We start from the raw sequence: 16,903 nt of genomic DNA, 5'->3' as shown, positions 1-16,903 counted from the left end.
CACCAGCGGCCCGGCCGTCCCTGCGTCGGCAGCCGACACGGCACAAATTCCATCAGGCCTTGCACGGATGGCACGACACCCCACCCCTACGGTGGCGTTATGGAGTCAAGTCGGAGGACATGCCTGATGCTCCTGATATGCCTGTTGGTGTGGGCTGCCGCCGCTGTTTGGATGATCCACTGGGTACTCGACGAGCTATCCCAGCCTGGCTGGTAGGGGTCGGGGTGGATCATATGCTCGCGCGTTCATATGCGCGGCTGCAAGGGGTGACATACGTGAAGGCCTCCCGGGAAACTGGATTGAGGGCCCGGGAGCCTTCGTCATCCAGGCAGGTTGGCTGGCCATGGACAACAAACAGTCGTAAAACCGACCCGCCTGGTCGCAGGGGAGGCCTGTCACGTTCCGCCAGAAGAGGTGTCAGGTGACGGGGCAGAGTACGCTTTCGATGGACTTGATAAGGGCCGGACTGGTGCTGACGGTGTCACGGATGCTCAGGGTGACCGACATGGCGAACTGGACGCGGCCGTCGTGCGAGGCATAGGTCATGGTGTTGTAGCCGGCGATGGAGCCGCCACTCGCGCCGCCCTTGAGCTTACCTCCGCACAGTCCGCCGGCCTGTCCGCCTGTCTGACCTGGCAAGGGGTCGGTCATCACGCGGCGCAGGTGCGGTGGCAGCAGTTCGCCCTGGGCGAGGGCGCGCTTGAACGCGCTTAGGTCCTGCGTGGTGGAGATAACACCGCCGGCGCCCGCGCCGTAGCTGCCGTTGAACCGGTCGACGTCGCGCAGCTTGCCCTGGCCGTCGGGATAGTAGCCGTGGCCATGCGGCCCCTTGATGCCGTCGCCGGGCTTGGTGGCCAGATAGGTCTTCGTCATCTTGAGCGGGCCGAAGATGCGCTGGTGAAGTTCGGTGGCCAGCGGATGTCCGGTCACCTTCTGGATGATCATTTCAATGAGGGTGTAGTTGGTGTTGGAGTAAGAGAACTTTTCTCCTGGCTCGTTGGTGCGTGCCCGCGCCCGGGAGATCGTGACGAGATCGATCGGGCGATAGTGGGTCGTGAAGTCGAAAACATCGACCAGCGGTTTCGCCCGGCCGCCCGCAGTTCTGTCGGTGTACCAGTCAGGGATGCCGGAGGTGTGCCGGAGCAATTGGTGGACGGTGATTTCGTTGGCGCGTTCCACCAGGTCCTTGTCGACCAGTTCCGGGAGCAGGTCACCGAGCTTGTCATCGAGGCTCAGCAGGCCCTTGTCGACCAGTTGGAGCAGTACCGTTGCCACCATCTCCTTGGTCTGAGAGCCGATCCGGTAGCGGGCGTTCGCCGGGATTGCCCCGCCCTTTCCGTCGAGGAGCCGGGATCCTGCGGAGCCCTGGCCCGCAGGTTTGCCGTCGACGTACACGCCGCCGATCGCCCCAACGACTCCGGGCATCATGGCCAGGTCCTCCATCGCTTTCTGGACCTGTGTCTTCCGCCCGGCGGTGCTCGCCGTGGCCGCGGTCACCGGCTGCGGAAGGGTAGCAGCAAAGACGGCTACGGCGGCGCAGGCAGTCAGCAGACTTCGATACGACATAGACAACTCCTCGGTTGATCACAACGGGGTGTGGGAGCGATCCAACTCCACGGCATGTTTCCGCACCGTTTCCGTCCACCCGCGTGCCATTAGTGAGAAATGACCAGTCAGCGCGGGGGCAGCTGCCGTGGTTGCGTTCGGACCGACCCTCCTGCCGGCAGCTCAGCTCCCTTGAGCTCCTTGGCGCGGTTGGCTTCCGCTGTGCTGATGGAGTGCCGTCATGGTCGGCTGCTCAGGTCAGCGCTGGGAACGCGATGCTGCCCAGGGAGGGAACGCCCGGGGGACCATCAGTGCGGTTGCGTCGGCAGCTGGTGCAGCGAACGCGCTGACGGTGGAAACCGTGAGGAAACACCGGCTGGTGTTCGCTGGCCTCTCATGATGGAACATCAAGCGGCCTCGTCGTCGCGTTGGTCAAGAAGATCCGTTCTGGGGGTGCTTGCAGCGGCACCTTTCGTGACAGGCGGGGTGCTCGCCGCTCCGGGAGCGGCCCATGTCGGGACGGGCGGCACCGCGCGGCTGGAAACCCGAATCAGGGAAATCATGGGGCGGGCGGACTTTCAGGGCTGCCGGTGGGGCCTGACGTTCCGCCCGCTGGGATCGGACAAAGCCGTGTTCGCGTTGAACAGTGATCAGTTGTTCATCCCCGGGTCCACGTACAAGATCTTCCCTGGAGCGACCGTATTCTCCGCCTTCGGGGCCGGCCACCGTTTCCGTACGCGGATCTTCCGCACCGGCCCGATCATCAAGGGCGTGGTCAAGGGCGACCTCATCGTGGTGGCAAGCGGGGATCTGCTGATGGGCGGCCGCATCCAGCGCGATGGCAGCCTGGCCCTGCCTGACCTGGACCACACCTTCAGCGAAGGCAATCCGCTGCCCGGCGACCCGCTGAGAACCCTGAAGGATCTCGCCAGACGGGTCAAAGCCCGGGGGGTGCGCCGCGTCGAGGGCCGGATACGCGTGGACGCCTCCCTGTTCCGCGAGGGTGAAGAGGATCTGTTCGACAACGGCATCCACATCCCGGTCACCCCGATGATGCTCAACGACAACGTCGTCGACGTGACCGTGACGCCCGGCCCGCGGGCCGGCGCGACGGCAGGACTGCGCCTGTCGCCCGATGTGGGCTACGTACGCATCACCAACGAGGTGGTCACTGTCGCCGAGGGTGCCACGGCCCGTCCGCTACGCTTCGTCGACGACGTGGCCGCGGCCGACGGCACGCGGCGGGTGCGGCTGACGGGCGACATCCCGGTGACCACGCGGCAACGCTTCGTCCCGTACCACGTTCGCGGACCGGCGCGCTTCGCCGAGATGGCCTTCGCCATGGCGCTCGCCGACGCAGGGATCACCGCCGAGGCAGGCCGGAGCAGGCCCGGCAAGGCGCGGCACCTGCTGGCCGAGTACGTGTCACCGCCGATGTCAGAGCAGGTCAAACCCATGCTGAAGGTGAGCTCGAACGTACACACCCTGCATTTCCCCTACCTGACGGGCGGGATCGCCGAAGGCGACACCGAGCATCCGGAACGGCGGGGCGAGCAACTCCAAGCCGAACTGCTGCGCAAGGCCGGGCTGCGGGGCGACCTGCCCGACCAGGCACGAGGGCTGTACACCCCCGACTTCTTCGTCGCCTTCCTGGAGTACGTCTCACGGCGGCGCTACTTCTCCCCGTTCGTACACGCGCTACCCATATTGGGCCGAGACGGAAGCCTGCAGGAAGTCCAGCCCGACGCGTCCGCCGCCGGTCATGTGTTCGCCAAGACCGGCACCGCAGGCACGATGAACCCCGCCACCGGCAAGCCCGTCCTGTCCAAGGGCCTAGCCGGATACATCCGGCTGCCCGGTGGCCGCTGGCTGGGTTTCGCCGAGTTCGTGGAGAAACCTGAGGCACCTTTCACCTGGCAGTACGCCGCCGGGGATGTCCTGGGTGAGATCGCCGCCGTTGTCTATGAGGAGTTGTCATGAACCTGAACCACCGCATCGCACCGGATGAGGCGCCGTCCCGCAGAATCGTGCTGGGATGGATGGGCGGAGCCGCACTGGCCGGCGCCGGCATGCTGGTCTCCGCAACACCCGCGCACGCCAGCCCTCGGGTGCCGAAGGATCTGCGGCCAGACGGGGAGTTCGACCGGTACGTGGCAGGCCAGGCCGCTCAGGATCAGTTCTCCGGCGGCGTACTGCTGGCATACCGTGGCAGGCCGGTGCTGCGCCGCTGGTACGGCATGGCCGAGAAGGATCCTGATGTCCGCAACGGGCCGCGTACCCGCTTCGACCTGGCCTCGGTGACCAAGACGTGCACCGCAGTGGCGATCGCGCAGCTGGCCCGCCGCGGCAAGCTGTCCTACCACGACACACTGGACAAGCACCTGGACGGATACCGGAGCAAGGCCGCCAAGGTCACCATCGCTCAGCTGCTCAGCCACACCTCCGGCGTGGGCACGCCGCCCACCGGCACTGGCCCGCTGCCGCAAACGCACTCGGCCCGGCAGGTGTGGGACCTGCGCGCTGAGACCGTGCGTGGCTTGGAGCCGGAGTTCACTCCCGGCAGCGGCTTCAGCTACAGCAACGACGGCTACTTCATCCTGGGCGAGATCGTGGCCGCGGTATCGGGCAAGAGTTACTACGACTACATCCGCGACCACATCTTCGCCCCCGCCCGGATGACTCGGTCCGGCTTCTTCACCAGACCCCACGTGCATGCCGCCGCCGACATCGCCAACCCGTACGCCACCCAGCGCTCCGGCGGGCGGGCCAATGCCAGCGCGCAGGCCACATTCCCCTACGTCGGCACGCCGGATCGGGGCGCCTACTGCACGGCGGACGACCTGCTGGCATATGCTTGCGCGTTGCAGGACGGCACGCTGCTCGACCGCCGCTCCGTCAAGCTGATCACCACCGGCAAGGTCACATTGGGAGCCAAGGAGTATCAGGGCCTCACTTACGACTCCTTGTCCTATGGCTACGGGTTCCAAGTCGGGATGGTCAACGGTCAGCGGGTCGTCGGACACTCCGGCAGCGGCCCGGGCGCTCGCAACCGCCTGGACATCTACCCTGAGCTGGGGTGGGTAGCGATCGTGCTCGGCAACTACGACACGCCCAACACCTCCATCGTCGAGATGCAGCGTCAACTGATCACCAGAATGGCTTGACGTCCTGCGACGGGCATCAGAAGTCAGGGCGCAGCAGGCGGCATCTGCCCACAGGGGTCGGCCCCGCTGCTGTACGGACTGGCATCGGCGCCGACTCCTCCGCTCGCACGCGGGGAGTCGGCGCCCAGAGGCGCTCGGGTGCGGGTCGCCGGAGCGCCTCTGCCAGGCATGCGACTCAGATCCTCTACGGGACCGGCTCTGCTTTTACCGGTGGCATGCCTGCCAGGCAAGAGGTGTCACCGAGTCTGCCGTGCCGGATGAAGTCGGCGGTGATGCCGGTGACACAGCCGCTGGGATCGTACTCGGCCACGTGCCCCATATTGGGCACCCTGAGGAATGAGGCACTGCGGTACTGACGGGCGGCCTGCCGGGTGGAGTGCACGGTGGTGGTGGCGTCGAGGTCGGCGGCGACTCCGAGGACCGGCACATCAGGAAATCTCCCGGTCGAGGTGTGAGGCTGGTGGGCCGGCCACTTCAAGCAGGCAGAAGTCATGGTCGCGGCGCCGTAGCCGAGGGGGCTGAACGCGCCGAACCGGCCGCGCGCCTTACGGAAGGCCCGCGTGAACTGCCGCTCGCGTTCGGCGGCCGATGCCTGCACCGCCCATGGACGCGGGAAATCGTTGCACATCACGGCGATATGGAGGGCGGCGTCGGCGGCGGGCGGGAGGAACACCGACGCTGCGAGTTCCTTGAGCCGGGCGTGATTGCCGCGGGCGGACTCGTGCAAGGCGCGGGGCAGCTTGCCCAGCAGCGGGACGGCCTGGGGCTGCGCGCCGGCCATGGAGGAAGCTCCGCTGCCGGCCATGATGGCCAGTTCCGTCTCGCCGAAGGCGATGCTCCTGCCGTCGGCGGTAACGGTAATCGGTCGGGCGCGCAGGCGCTTGGCAGTGGCGGAGAGATCGCGCACTGCAGCATCGCCGTCGCAGGCCGCGCTACGGGCGCATACCCGGCGCAGGGTGGCTGATGTGGTGTGGGCGCTGTCTCGCCAGAGCGGGTCATGGCTGATCGCCAGGCCACCGGACAAGACGATCGAACGCACAGCCGCAGGGTGGCGCTGAGCGTAGATGGACATCAGGTAGGAGCCGTAGGACAGTCCGTACAGGGAGACCTTCCCGATGCTGAGCTTGGCGCGCACGGCCTCGAAGTCGTCGGCGATGGTTGCGCTGGTGTAGGCGGCTGCTGCCGGGCCGAGCGCCGCGGCGCAGGCGGCCACGGCGTCGGCCGAAGCGCGGCCGTAGGGCTGGCCGGTCCCGCAGGTGATGGGGCCGGACCGGCCGGTGCCCCGGGTGTCGATGAGCAGCAGGTCGTGGTCGGGCAACAGGGAAGCCAGGGCTGCGGTGAACAGCGGGGCCATGGCGATCGTGCTGGCACCCGGCCCGCCGGGGTTGACCATCACGGTGCCGGCGGCGGGCTGGGTGATGCGGGCACGCCGTACCAGGGCATAGCCGACAGGGGTGGTGCCCAGGTCGGGGCGGCTCGACAGCAGGGGCCGGTCGAGGGTGCCGCACGAGACGGTGTGGCCGGGCACGACAGGGCACCACGCGGGTGCCGCGCTGGCAGGCAGCGGGGCGAGCAGCCCGAGTCCGGTCACGGACGCGCTCAGCACGCCGGCAAGAAGCTTGAACATGCGTCCAGCGTGGACAAGCGTTCGGCGGCGCGGTATCTCCCGATCGGGTCGCGCGTGTCAACGATCGGACAGGATTCCGGCGTCGTGGGCGAGGATCGCGGCCTGGACGCGGTTGCTGCATCGCAGTTTGGCGAGGATGCGGCTGATGTGGGTCTTGACCGTGCCCTCGCCCATGAACAGGTCGCGGGCGATCTCGGCGTTGGACAGGCCGGCGCCGACGAGGACGAGCACGTCCCGTTCCCGCTGGGAAAGGCTGCTGATCAGCTCGCTCGCCCGCCGGTCCCCGGTGCGCACGTAGCGGTCGAGGATGTGCCGGGTGAGCTGAGGGGCGAGGACGGCGTGCCCGCCGGCAACGGTGCGGACGGCTTGGATGAGCTCCTGCGGCCCGGTGTCTTTGAGCAGGAACCCGGCTGCGCCGGCTTGCAGCGCGGTGGCGAGGTTCTCGTACTCACCGAACGTGGTCAGCACGAGAGACTTGACGGCGGGAGCGATCCGGGACAGTTCGGCGACAGCGGCCAGACCGTCGACGCCGGGCATGCGGATGTCCAGGAGAGCCACGTCGGCCCGATGTTCGACGGCCGCTGCGACAGCTTCGGCTCCGTCAGCGGCCTCGGCGACCACTACGAGGTCGTCAGCGTGTTCCAGGATGAGGCGCACTCCGGTGCGCAGCAGGCTCTCGTCGTCGGCGATCAGGACGCGGATCGGCGTGGCCCTCATCTTTCTCGGCCCATGTGCACGGTGATGAGCCGTTTGTCGGCGATCCGCTCGCCGACCAGACAGTAACGGACCACGCGGACGGGGTCGGCGGTGATGTCGTAGCCGGCGTAGAAGTACCAGCAGCGGCTGCCCTCAGGGCGGGGAGGCTCGTGCGCGGCCACGGCCAGTTCCGCGATCGGTTCTGAAACTCCCAGCGCACGGCGCAGCGCGCCGTCGGCCATCCCGATGTCGATCATGGCGGCGCGCGACGGCAAGGGCAGGAAGGTCAGTGCGGCGCCCATCAGTCCGACCACGGTTGCCAGCCCGGCTGCTTGCACCAGCGCCATTGGCAACCGTGCCATCTGGCCAGAGACAGGACGAGCAGGGGGCGCGTCATCTGCCACGCTGTTGGACGAAATGGGGGGTGGTGCGGGCTGCCAGGGAAGCGTGGCCTTGACCTGGAACGAGCCGTCAGGCATGCGCCCGGACGAGAAGGAGCCTCCCAGCAGCCGCACCCGCTCTCCGAGCCCCGCCAGTCCGCTCCCGGATCCCTCCGTCGTGCTGCTGCGGGTGATGCCGTTCTCCACCATCACGACCAGTTCGCCGGGCCCGTTCCGCACGTCGACTCGGCAGGCGGCTCCGGGCGCGTGTCGATGCAGGTTCGTCAGGCTCGCACCAGCCGGTGCGCCGCAGCGCGTACGGCCTCATGGTCTGGTCCGGTGTCCTGGCCGGACCAGGTCAGGTCCACCCGGGCGCCCGCCGCTCGTGACTCCTCGACCAGTCGCTCCATGTCGGTGCGGGTGCCGGTGATCTCGGTGGGCTTGCCCGTCAGCTCGCCGCAGCCGCTCCGCAGCACTCTCAGCACGGCACGCAATTCGTTCATCGCTGTCGTCGCCGCCTCACGCACCAGCTGGGCCCGCTCGGCCAGCGGGGGAGCGGCACTGAGCTCCAGCCCTCCGGCATAAAGACAGATGAGGCTGAGACGGTGGCCGATCAGGTCATGCATCTCCTGGGCGATACGGGAACGCTCCAGCAGCCGGGCGCGCGAGGAGGTCAGCTCCTGGGCGTGCTCCAGCACGGTGTTGCGTTCCTGCAGCGCGCTCACCAGCCTCTCCCGCTGAATCAGCACCAGCCCCAGCAGCGCCGGTACGGCCAGGCAGATGAGTGAGGTCGTCACCATGACGACGGCGACCTGGTGCCTGGCCGTCTGAGGGGCGAGGAGCAGAGCAACGGAAAGCGGAGCGATCCCGGCCAGGACCCAGACCACCGGCCGGGTCGAGGCCCGGGCGGTGCCGTAGGCGATGACGGCAAGTACCACCCCGGTCTCCAGGAAACGCCCGAACAGCAGCGCCGCCGCGACCAGCGCGAGCGCGGGCCACCGCCGCCGGACGAGCAGCAGCGCGACGGCGAGCGCGCATGCGGCCGCCAGCATCCCCGGATCCCCCATGGTGATCATGGATGGCCATGCCAGCCAGGTGACGGTCTCCGCCAGTACAACGACCAGCAGAATCACGACAATCAGCATGACCACATTCAAGGGGCCGGTCCCGGTGCCTCCCGGACCGGGGTGGCAATCGAGCGCGTCCGGCCGGATGCTGGCTCAAGCGGATCGATCATGTTCGGGTGGCGGTGTGACGGTTCCCTCGCCGGGGAGAGCCTCGGCATCAGGTTCATGGGCGGTGTGGGCACGGGCGGCGGCGATAGTGGCCCGGCCGGAGGGCACGCGGATGGCCATCGTGATCACGACAATGGAGGCCAGCCCAGCGGCGATGAGCAGCGCCTGCACGCTGACCACGTCGGCCAGCGGACCGAAGACCGTCATGCCGATCGGGGTCGCCAAGGCCATCACGATGCCGACGTAACTGAACACCCGCCCGTGCATGGCCGGTTCGACGCTCTCCTGGATCAGCGTCATGAAGGGCGTGGAGAACGGCGGCACCAGCAGTCCGAACACGAACATGAAGCCGTAGAAGACCCACAGGTTGCCGCTGAGCCCGAGCGCCACGGTGACAAGCCCGAAGCCGTAGACGGCCACGAGAATCAGCCCAATCCGGCTGCGCCTGGCCAGCACAGTGGACATCAGGATGCCGCCCAGGATCATTCCCAAGCTGGCCGCGACCTCCAGCGCCGCCAGCATCCACTCCTCGTTGCCGAAGGTGCGGGCCACCATCAGCGGCGTGACGAACGAGGGCGCCACCGTGAGCACGAAGATGATCGCGTACACGATGAGCAGCCAGCGCACGATCGGGTGGCTGCGGATGTAACGCATCCCCTCGGTGAGGTCCTGCCGATAGGAGGCCTTGGAGTCTGCCACCCGCTCCAGGGTCGGGACGGCGACCAGGGCGAGCAGGCCGATCCCGATCGCCGCGGTGACTGCATCCAGGAAGAAGACCGGGACGAGTCCGAAGGCGGCGAAGATCGCGCCAGCGGCCGCGGGTGCGAGCAGAGCCATCGCTGATTGGATGGTCTGGAAGATCCCGTTGACGCGCATGAGCTGCTCGCCAGGCACGATCTGCGGGATCATCGCCTGCACGGCGGGAGTCTGGACGCCGGCTCCCAGCGACCGGACCGCCACGGCCAGCAAGACGATCCACAGATCGTCCACACCGTTGGCCATCAGCAGCGCGAGCGCCAGCGTCGCCACGACGATGGCGGCGTCGGCGGCCATGACCAGCACCCGCCGGTTCATGCGGTCGGCGAGCACACCCCCAAAGATCGACACCAAGCCTTGAGGCAGAAACGCGGCCACCGCATAGAGAGCCACCGCGAGCCCGGAACGGGTCTGCAGCGTCACCCACCACATCACCGCGTACTGCACAATCATCGAACCGAGCAACGACACCGTTTGCCCGGTCAGGAACAGGGCAACGTTTCGCCGCCAGCGGGTGCTCGTGGTCATATGGTCTTCTCCGCTCGTATGGACATGGTTTCCTACAAGGCGCAGGGCTGAGCTTTCGTCGTGGTCATGGCGGGTCAGCCCGACCGAGCCGTACGGGCAGAGACAGACGTCTGGGACGCCCTGCCGGTCGAGCCATACCTGCGGCGTGGCCGACTTCGCCGGCAGAGGTTGCACCGCGGCGGCCGCTCCCTGACAGCGGAGGAGAGGAACCCTGGGTCTGCCGCAGTCGTTCATCCGCCCCGCTGCTTCCCCAGCTCACGGGTGCGGAGTGATCAGGGGCCAGGTGTCACTCGGCAGATTCCCCAGGGGGTGGCTTCGTCCGCGTGGCAGGCGTCTGGCTGTCATGGTTGCCGAGAGCGGAGCCGGCGGTGCCTCACGTGTGGGTGCAAGCCCTGGCCAGGAGATGCGGGCTTTCTTCAGCTCCATCCCCGCAGGATCTCTGCCAGGGATGCCCACGGTAGCCGCATACGTCCAGCCGCCGTTCGACGCCGTAGCGGCCTGCTGGTCACGACCGCTCAACCTTGATTCTCCCCCAACGATTCGATGCCTTGGCGACCACCGAACTCTACCTAGCGATCGGTTGGGTGCCCGACTGGGGTCCTGCCTCGTGCGGACAGGCCTCCGTCGGCTTCCTGGATCCGCGCACCGGACCGGGGAGCAGGCACTTGGCCGTCTCCGCCGGGCTCATGACGATGTGCAGGCATCCGGTGATGGGATGTTGCCCCAATGCACGGCTTGCCGGATGGCCGTGCTCGCGCCTGTCGAGTAGTCCGAAGCCGCCCACCGGCCTTGCGTCTCTGCAGGGCGTCAGTGAGCGCTCATGACCCTGTTTCGCGAGGCCCTCAAGGCCGGCGCCCTCACGGTGGGACGGAGCATCAAGATCAGAGTGTGGCCGGTATCCTCGTCTGCCCGGCGACCGCGCTCTACGCAACCCATGAGGTCGTAGAAGTGACGAGCCCGTGTGTTGTCTTCGTACACCTCGAGCGTCACCTCGCCGTGAAGAGCTGCGGCGTGCTCCACCAGCGCCCGGCTGACGCCTCGCCCCTGCGCTTCGGGACCCACGAACAAGCCGCCGATCTCGGCTTTCAGCATGCCGAGCAGTCCCACAACGGCACCCGACATCTCGGCCACCCAGTTGTCCGCCACGACGAGGTAGACCTCGCAAGGCTTCTGTGCCCCGTTCGCCTTCGACTTCCCCTTCGACAAGGGAGGGATGGACGAGCTTCGCGCACGCGATCACAGGTCGATAACCGATGCCTCATCCGACGCCTGGTACGGGCGAATAAGAATTGGTCTCGGGCAAAGTGACACGACCGCCGAAATGCGTAGATCGTACGGTTTTCGGCTCTGGCCCGCTGTCGGTGGTGGCGGAACGTGGTAGGCCGAGCAGGATGCCGTAGCGGAGGAGTGTAGAGCCTGCTCTCCCGCACATCTGCTTTGTGATCATTGTTGTCCTGGCGTCGACGCCGTCGGTGCCGCCGTCCTGGAAGGGGAGGATGAGAGCGGTGTTGACGGTGCCCCGGCGCATCTGGCCGCCCGAGCAATGCGTTCACGCGCCGGTCGGCGGACGGGGCCCGGGGCGGACGCGGGTGAGGAGGGCGGCTACCGCCAACACGGCCAGTGCGGCCACGTCGGCGCGAGCGACTGTAGTCAGTTCCGGGTGCGCGCCTGTGGTCGTCGCCACCAGCGTGATGAAGGACGTCTTGCCGATCATGGCGACGACCAGCACCGGCTTGCGCCACCGCGGCACGGCGGCCGCAGCCACCAGGGCGCTACCGAGCAAGGCCAGCATCACCGCGCGATGGCGCAGCAGCAGCGTCGTGGTCACGTCGGCATCGACGACTCCGTAGGCGGTGGCGAGCTGAGACGGGGCCAGCGCGATGATTCCCGGTGCGAGGTTGAGCAGGCCCACGGCGGCCAGCAGCAGACTCCCCGCGATACGGGCGGCAGAGCGCACCATATCCTCCTTTACACGTTCTCGGCTTTCCGTTCAGCCTGCAGGAGACCCTGATGCCAGCGCTTTCACGAACCCGTCGCTCCGGCGGCGGGGCCACGGTGTGGTTGTGGCCGGGCCGCGCCCTGTACGCAGGCCCGTCCCTGCGGCTGGGACCGCACTCCGGCGCGGTCGGGTGCCTGGCCGTGGGCGTGGACGCGCCCTTCAGAGTTCAGCCGGCGCTCGGTGGCGAGCTGCGGGCGCGCACCGCGCTCGTGGCCCCTCGGGTACGCCACCGGCTCATGGCATCCGGCGAGCGCATGGTGTTTCTCTACCTCGACCCCGGCTCGGCGGACGACCGGGCGTGCCGCACCTGTTTCAGTGCCGACGAGGGGGAGATCCTGACCGGGCACTGGCAGGAGGAGAGCCTGGTCTCCAAGGCGGCGCGCTTGTCCCAAGACACCGCCCTCTCGCAGGTCACCGCCTGGGTCGCTCAGGCCACCGGCCGCGCCGGCGCCTCGCGCCCCGATCCGAGGATCATGGCCGCGACCCGGCGGCTCGTCGACGCCGACCGGCCGCTGCCTGCCGCGCTGCTGGCGGCCGAGCTGGGATTGTCGGAGTCGCGTTTCCTCCGGCTGTTCAGGGACGGCACCGGTACCTCCTACCGGCGTCTGCGGTTGTGGGCCCAGATGCACCGGGCCGCACGGGCGCTGGCGGCTGGCCACAACCTCACCCGGGCGGCGGCCGATGGCTCGTTCGCCAGCCCGTCCCATCTGAGCACCGCGTTCCACTCGATGTTCGGCCTCACGCCCAGCGGCCTGTTCTCCCAGGACCTGACGATCCACTGCCTGGAGCCATCGCTGGAGGTCATCACCTGAGGCTCGCCAGCAACGCGCCCGCGGCGATGATCTCCACCCAGAAGTAGCACCAGACGGGATAGAACCCCGCGGGCCGCTCCACCGCCCGTCCCACCAGCCGTCCGACGGCCATGCCCAGCAGGCATACGGCGGTGGTGACGACCACCCCCGTGCGCGTGCCGCCCAGGTCGGCGAGTGCCGTCAGCAGCAGTCCGCCGACGGCTATACCGAAACCGCCATATACCGCCCGGATTTCGCTGCGCGCCTGCGCCGAGTCGGCAACCATCCCGAAGGGTCTGATCAGCGCGGCGGGTGCGAACAGGCCGTACGTTCCCATCCCAAGGAAGAAGAGCGCCACCACGATGATCGACACAGCCTGCACGACAACCCCTGGAATCTGACGACTGCTGACGAGGCTGCCCAGCATGCCTTCGACGCTTCGCGTCGCGCTTCCACGAACCTGCCGCCATAACCGGTAGCCAGGACGGGCATGACCCGCGCTCCCCGCCTACCAGCAGCCACCCTGCGTCGGAGGCCTGTAGGCGCCTGCCGCACATACAAGGGTGTCTGTCTTCTCTTCGTCGGGCGCGCCACCGTCTACCGCGTGCTCGAACGCGCGCCACCGTCGATCCTGCGGGCGCAGCGGACACCCAATCGCTTCCTGATCAAGCTTTCCGCAGTCGAGGGTCCGGGACACGGTACTCAATCCTCGAACGCGCTCAGCAGCTTCTGGACCCGAACGAAGACCTTCCTTGCCTTGATCCATCGACCATTCCTCGCGAGCGCGATCCTCAGGTTGTTCATCGCCTCGCCTTCGCTGTGCCGGTCGCCTGATTCTCGGAAGATGGCCGCCGCCTGACCCCGATCACCCGATACGAATCAAGATCGAGAAACGCCGTTATCTAGACAGTCCCGGCGCTCTTAGTGCCTGTCTTTGAGCCCGAGCTGGATCTTGCTGTCGGTCACTACATGTGCGGGCCGAGGAAGCAACCGCCGGAGGCGTCGATGACCTGCCCGGTGACCCAGCGGCCCGCGTCAGAGGCCAGGAAGCCGACCACGTCGGCGATGTCCTCGGGCTGGCCGACCCGGGGGATTGCGTTGCTGCTTGCGACCATCTTCTGGGCTTGAGGGTTGCCGCGCATCCATGGGTTGGCGTCGGTCTCGGTGGGGCCTGGGGTGACGGTGTTCACGGTGATGCCGCGGACTCCCACCGCGTTGGCCAGGGTGCGGCCGAGGACGTTCACGGCTGCCTTGCTCATGGCGTAGGCCAGTTCCGGTAGTGCGATCCGGGTCGCCGCCGAAGACACGTTGATGATGCGACCGCCGTCGTTCATCAGAGGAAGCGCTCGCTGAGCGATGAACAACGGCGCCTTGGTGTTGACGGCGAACACCTGGTCGAAGGCTTCGGGCGTGATCGACTCGATCGTCCCCGGCGCGCCGGTGGCGGCGTTGTTGACCAGGATGTCCAGCCGCACCTTCCCTGTCCGTTTGCGCAGCCCGGCTTCCATCCCCGCGAACAGCGTGTCCACGTCTGCGGGAACACCCAGCTCCGCCCGTATGGCGAAGGCGTTGCCGCCGGCTTTCTCGATCAGGGAGACGGTTTCTTGGGCGGCTGTCTCGTTGGACCCGTAATGCACGATCACCAGCGCGCCGTCGGCCGCCAAGCGCCGCGCGATGGCCCGGCCGATGCCCCGCGAAGCCCCTGTCACCAGCGCCGTCCTGCTGTTGAGAGTCACTGCTTCCTGCCCTTCTTCACGTCCGTCACGTGCTCGTGCTTCATGGCGTGAAGCATGGCCAAGCGCGCTGACAACACAGTGACAACCCACTGACAGTTCGGAGCCTGTTCAGCAAGGGGGCCCGGCGTAATCCAGGTGCAGGCTGCCGGGTAGGGCGTGTGGAAGTAGGGGGACATTTCCATTTGTGGGCGCTGGGCGGCGGTGCGTGGTGTGTCGGGCTCGGCTGGCGGCGGAGGCGTCGGGACGGCGGCGGTATTGCTCGGATGCGTGCCGGTCGAAGGCGCGTCGGTTGCGTGAGCGAGTTGTGCGTCGTGAGGTGCTGGCGGCCGTGGTCATCTCCGCCGGGGCTGAGGTGCTGTTGGAGTCGCTGTCGACGCGGCAGGCGAGGATCGCGGCGCGGACGCGGTGCCCGGGATGTGGCGTGGTGGTGTGGGTGGGGGTGAAGCGCCGGGCGGACGCGGTCCATTGCTCGGCGCGGTGCCGGACGAGGGCCTGGTGGTCGCGGCGCGGCAGCGAAGCCGGGGACCCGGCTGGCGATCGTGACGCGTAGCCGTCACATCAAGGCGGCGGGTGAGGGCGTTGGTGACGGCTGCGCGTCACGCTGCGGCGGCCGGGAGCATGGTGACGGTGGGGCCGCTTGCGGGCGAGGCGTCGGGTCATGAGGGGGATCGAGGTCCAGAGGATGTGCGCTTCGGCGTGGCGGGCCAGGCGTTCGTAGTCGCGGCAGTTGCGCCGGGCGCGCATGATCCACGCGAGGTGCGTTCGACGGCCCAGCGGTGTGGCAGGACGATGAAGCCCTTCTGCCCCGGGCGGCCGGTTCACGGTCTTGAGGTCAGGCGTAAAACGTGTCTGGCCCATTCGACCAGGGCGCCGGAGCAGGCGAAGCCGGCCCAGATCAGGGTGAGCTGCGGACGCAGCAGGCGCAGTCTCACCAGCAGGTCGCGGGCGGTGTTGCGGTCGGACAGGTTGGCGGGGGTGACCATGACCATCATCAGCAGACCGCGGGTGTCGACGACCAGATGCCGCTTGCGGCCGTTGATCTTCTTGGCCGCGTCGTAGCCGCGGGTGAGTTTGGCGGCGGTCTCGGCGGGCTTGACCGATTGGGAGTCGACCACGACCGCCACCGCGGCGCGACAACGGCCGGCGTTGACCCGGAGATGCTCGCGCAGCGCGGTGTTGGCGTGGCTGAGCACGCTGGTGGCGGGCCCAGCGGGCGAAGAATCCATAGATGGTGGGCCAGGGCGGGAAGTCGGCGGGCAGCGCCCGCCACTTGCAAACGTAGTCACTCCGCTTGCCCGCCAAGCACTCCCACAGTGGCTGCACACCTCCCATCACCACCGCGGCCACACCGCACTGGACGGCCACCCGCGTACCTGACCTCTCAGGTCAGTACACCTAGCCGTCGCCGCGGCGCAGGCACCCTCGTGCACAACACGAAGCCGTGGCGATTCGCCGCACCGGAAGAGGACGTCTTCGAATTATTCGCGGACTGGATCGCTGGCTACCGGTCACCGATCCGTGTGGTAGGTCGGTGCCTATCAGCTGCGGCGCCGCGCTGTTCAATCTGCGCTCGCCGTCAAGCTGGCCGGGCGCTGCCCGCCGATCTGGCTGCTGCCGCAGGATGAGGACGAGCGCCGCCTGGTAGTGGCGCTACGCGTGCCGCAGGACGGCCCGCCACAGCGACGGGCACGTGACCTGTATCAGGCGATCCCCGTCAGGCGCACCAACAGGCAACCGTTCGGCAACTGTCGCATCTCTTCCGGCGTGCTGGACGACCTCCGGCTGGCCGGGGCGCGTTAGGGAGCCGTCCTGGTGACACCGGAGCAGCACATCCTGGACTTCGTCGCGAATGCCGTGGACGAGCTGTCACACGATCGCGACTATCTGACCGCGCTGGCCGGCTGTGATGTGCCCGGCTACACGGGGTGTGACCCGGATACGCGCCAAGGGACAATGAGATGATCTTGGAGTCCAGGTGACCCCTCAGCCCATCTGCTCATCCTCGGCAAGGATGCGATAGACGGTGGCGACCGAGGGCCGCTTGCCCTGGTTCTTGCCCAAGGTGACGACCAGCTTGCGGGCGGTCTCGGGGGAGGGGCAGACCGTTGGCCCGCAGACTGCGGGCGTAGGCGGCCACATCGCCGTCGACCACCTTCGGGCGCCCGCCGTGACGGCCGCCCCGGTATCACCTGGATGATCAACATCGCCCAGCACCAGCCTTGAGGACGGCTGGGTGGCAGTCCTTGGTCTCGCGACCATAGACCATGGCCGGATGCACAGACCGTGCCCGTGAGCTTACGTTCAGGGACGTGCATCCAACCACAGCAGTGTCCAAGACCTCCCTGTGGCGTCGCCTGGCGCCGGTGGCCGGGTTGTTCGTGTTGTCGCCCATCGGCGCCGAGTACCTGAGCGGCTACCACGGCCAGCGCATCGGGGACCTGCCGGG

General features: G+C 67.9%; 17 protein-coding genes and 1 pseudogene. 6 read left to right on the top strand and 12 right to left on the bottom strand.

Going from position 1 to position 16,903, the window contains the following annotated elements; genetic code table 11:
- Positions 1-417: 417 nt before the first annotated feature.
- On the bottom strand, positions 418-1,566 hold the full coding sequence (locus KME80_RS29590; RefSeq protein ID WP_219509676.1) for a serine hydrolase domain-containing protein: 1,149 nt from the start codon (positions 1,564-1,566) through the stop codon (positions 418-420).
- A gap of 375 nt (positions 1,567-1,941) precedes the next feature.
- On the opposite strand from KME80_RS29590, the gene dacB reads away from it, so the two are divergent.
- Positions 1,942-3,525, top strand: coding sequence for a D-alanyl-D-alanine carboxypeptidase/D-alanyl-D-alanine endopeptidase (gene dacB, locus KME80_RS29585; protein WP_219509672.1), 1,584 nt, complete (start codon positions 1,942-1,944; stop codon positions 3,523-3,525).
- Positions 3,522-4,709 carry a serine hydrolase domain-containing protein gene (locus tag KME80_RS29580; RefSeq protein WP_219509663.1) on the top strand — a complete coding sequence of 396 codons (1,188 nt, stop codon included), beginning with the start codon at positions 3,522-3,524 and terminating at the stop codon, positions 4,707-4,709. The genes dacB and KME80_RS29580 overlap by 4 nt, the downstream gene beginning before the upstream one ends.
- A 184-nt stretch (positions 4,710-4,893) precedes the next feature.
- Here the strand turns inward: KME80_RS29580 and KME80_RS29575 are convergent, their stop codons facing one another.
- The 7 genes from KME80_RS29575 to KME80_RS29545 form a co-directional block, all read right to left on the bottom strand.
- Positions 4,894-6,336, bottom strand: a complete 1,443-nt coding sequence (locus KME80_RS29575; protein WP_219509662.1) for an alpha/beta fold hydrolase — start codon at positions 6,334-6,336, stop codon at positions 4,894-4,896.
- Between the two features lie 57 nt (positions 6,337-6,393).
- Positions 6,394-7,053 (bottom strand): response regulator, encoded by a 660-nt coding sequence (locus KME80_RS29570; RefSeq protein WP_219509661.1) that lies wholly within the window; start codon positions 7,051-7,053, stop codon positions 6,394-6,396.
- Complete coding sequence (locus KME80_RS29565) at positions 7,050-7,622, bottom strand: ATP-binding protein (protein WP_219509660.1); 573 nt, start codon at positions 7,620-7,622, stop codon at positions 7,050-7,052. Before KME80_RS29565 ends, KME80_RS29570 begins: the two co-directional genes overlap by 4 nt.
- 74 nt (positions 7,623-7,696) lie before the next feature.
- On the bottom strand, positions 7,697-8,557 hold the full coding sequence (locus KME80_RS29560; RefSeq protein WP_219509659.1) for a sensor histidine kinase: 861 nt from the start codon (positions 8,555-8,557) through the stop codon (positions 7,697-7,699).
- 75 nt (positions 8,558-8,632) lie between these two features.
- Positions 8,633-9,931, bottom strand: a complete 1,299-nt coding sequence (locus KME80_RS29555; protein WP_219509658.1) for an MFS transporter — start codon at positions 9,929-9,931, stop codon at positions 8,633-8,635.
- Between the two features lie 807 nt (positions 9,932-10,738).
- A complete protein-coding gene (locus tag KME80_RS29550; protein WP_219509657.1) occupies positions 10,739-11,137 on the bottom strand; it encodes a GNAT family N-acetyltransferase in 399 nt (132 codons plus the stop codon).
- A gap of 343 nt (positions 11,138-11,480) precedes the next feature.
- Entirely contained in the window at positions 11,481-11,891 is a 411-nt protein-coding gene (locus KME80_RS29545) for a hypothetical protein (protein ID WP_219509656.1), read from the bottom strand.
- Positions 11,892-11,941: 50 nt separating this feature from the next.
- Between KME80_RS29545 and KME80_RS29540 the strand changes: the two genes are divergently transcribed.
- Entirely contained in the window at positions 11,942-12,742 is an 801-nt protein-coding gene (locus KME80_RS29540) for a helix-turn-helix domain-containing protein (protein ID WP_219509655.1), read from the top strand.
- Here the strand turns inward: KME80_RS29540 and KME80_RS29535 are convergent.
- A complete protein-coding gene (locus KME80_RS29535; protein WP_219509654.1) occupies positions 12,735-13,148 on the bottom strand; it encodes a DUF4345 domain-containing protein in 414 nt (137 codons plus the stop codon). The two genes, KME80_RS29540 and KME80_RS29535, sit on opposite strands and share 8 nt — an antisense overlap.
- 177 nt (positions 13,149-13,325) lie before the next feature.
- Between KME80_RS29535 and KME80_RS29530 the strand changes: the two genes are divergently transcribed.
- A complete protein-coding gene (locus tag KME80_RS29530; protein ID WP_219509653.1) occupies positions 13,326-13,580 on the top strand; it encodes a hypothetical protein in 255 nt (84 codons plus the stop codon).
- A gap of 106 nt (positions 13,581-13,686) precedes the next feature.
- On the opposite strand, the gene KME80_RS29525 is transcribed toward KME80_RS29530, so the two are convergent.
- Positions 13,687-14,457 carry an SDR family oxidoreductase gene (locus KME80_RS29525; RefSeq protein WP_219509652.1) on the bottom strand — a complete coding sequence of 257 codons (771 nt, stop codon included), beginning with the start codon at positions 14,455-14,457 and terminating at the stop codon, positions 13,687-13,689.
- 818 nt (positions 14,458-15,275) lie between these two features.
- Entirely contained in the window at positions 15,276-15,683 is a 408-nt protein-coding gene (locus tag KME80_RS29520) for a transposase (protein ID WP_246645982.1), read from the bottom strand.
- A gap of 73 nt (positions 15,684-15,756) precedes the next feature.
- On the opposite strand from KME80_RS29520, the pseudogene KME80_RS53335 reads away from it, so the two are divergent.
- Positions 15,757-15,856 (top strand): annotated as a pseudogene (locus KME80_RS53335) (IS481 family transposase); the annotation flags it as partial.
- Positions 15,857-16,269: 413 nt separating this feature from the next.
- Positions 16,270-16,419 (top strand): hypothetical protein, encoded by a 150-nt coding sequence (locus tag KME80_RS29515; RefSeq protein ID WP_219509650.1) that lies wholly within the window; start codon positions 16,270-16,272, stop codon positions 16,417-16,419.
- Between the two features lie 21 nt (positions 16,420-16,440).
- Here the strand turns inward: KME80_RS29515 and KME80_RS29510 are convergent, their stop codons facing one another.
- Positions 16,441-16,596: a hypothetical protein gene (locus KME80_RS29510; protein WP_219509649.1), complete on the bottom strand. Its 156-nt coding sequence runs from the start codon at positions 16,594-16,596 to the stop codon at positions 16,441-16,443.
- Positions 16,597-16,903 lie beyond the last annotated feature (307 nt).

This window comes from Nonomuraea ceibae (assembly GCF_019396325.1).
In the GTDB taxonomy this organism is placed as follows: Bacteria; Actinomycetota; Actinomycetes; order Streptosporangiales; family Streptosporangiaceae; genus Nonomuraea; species Nonomuraea ceibae.
This window is presented reverse-complemented; position numbering and strand designations above follow the sequence as displayed.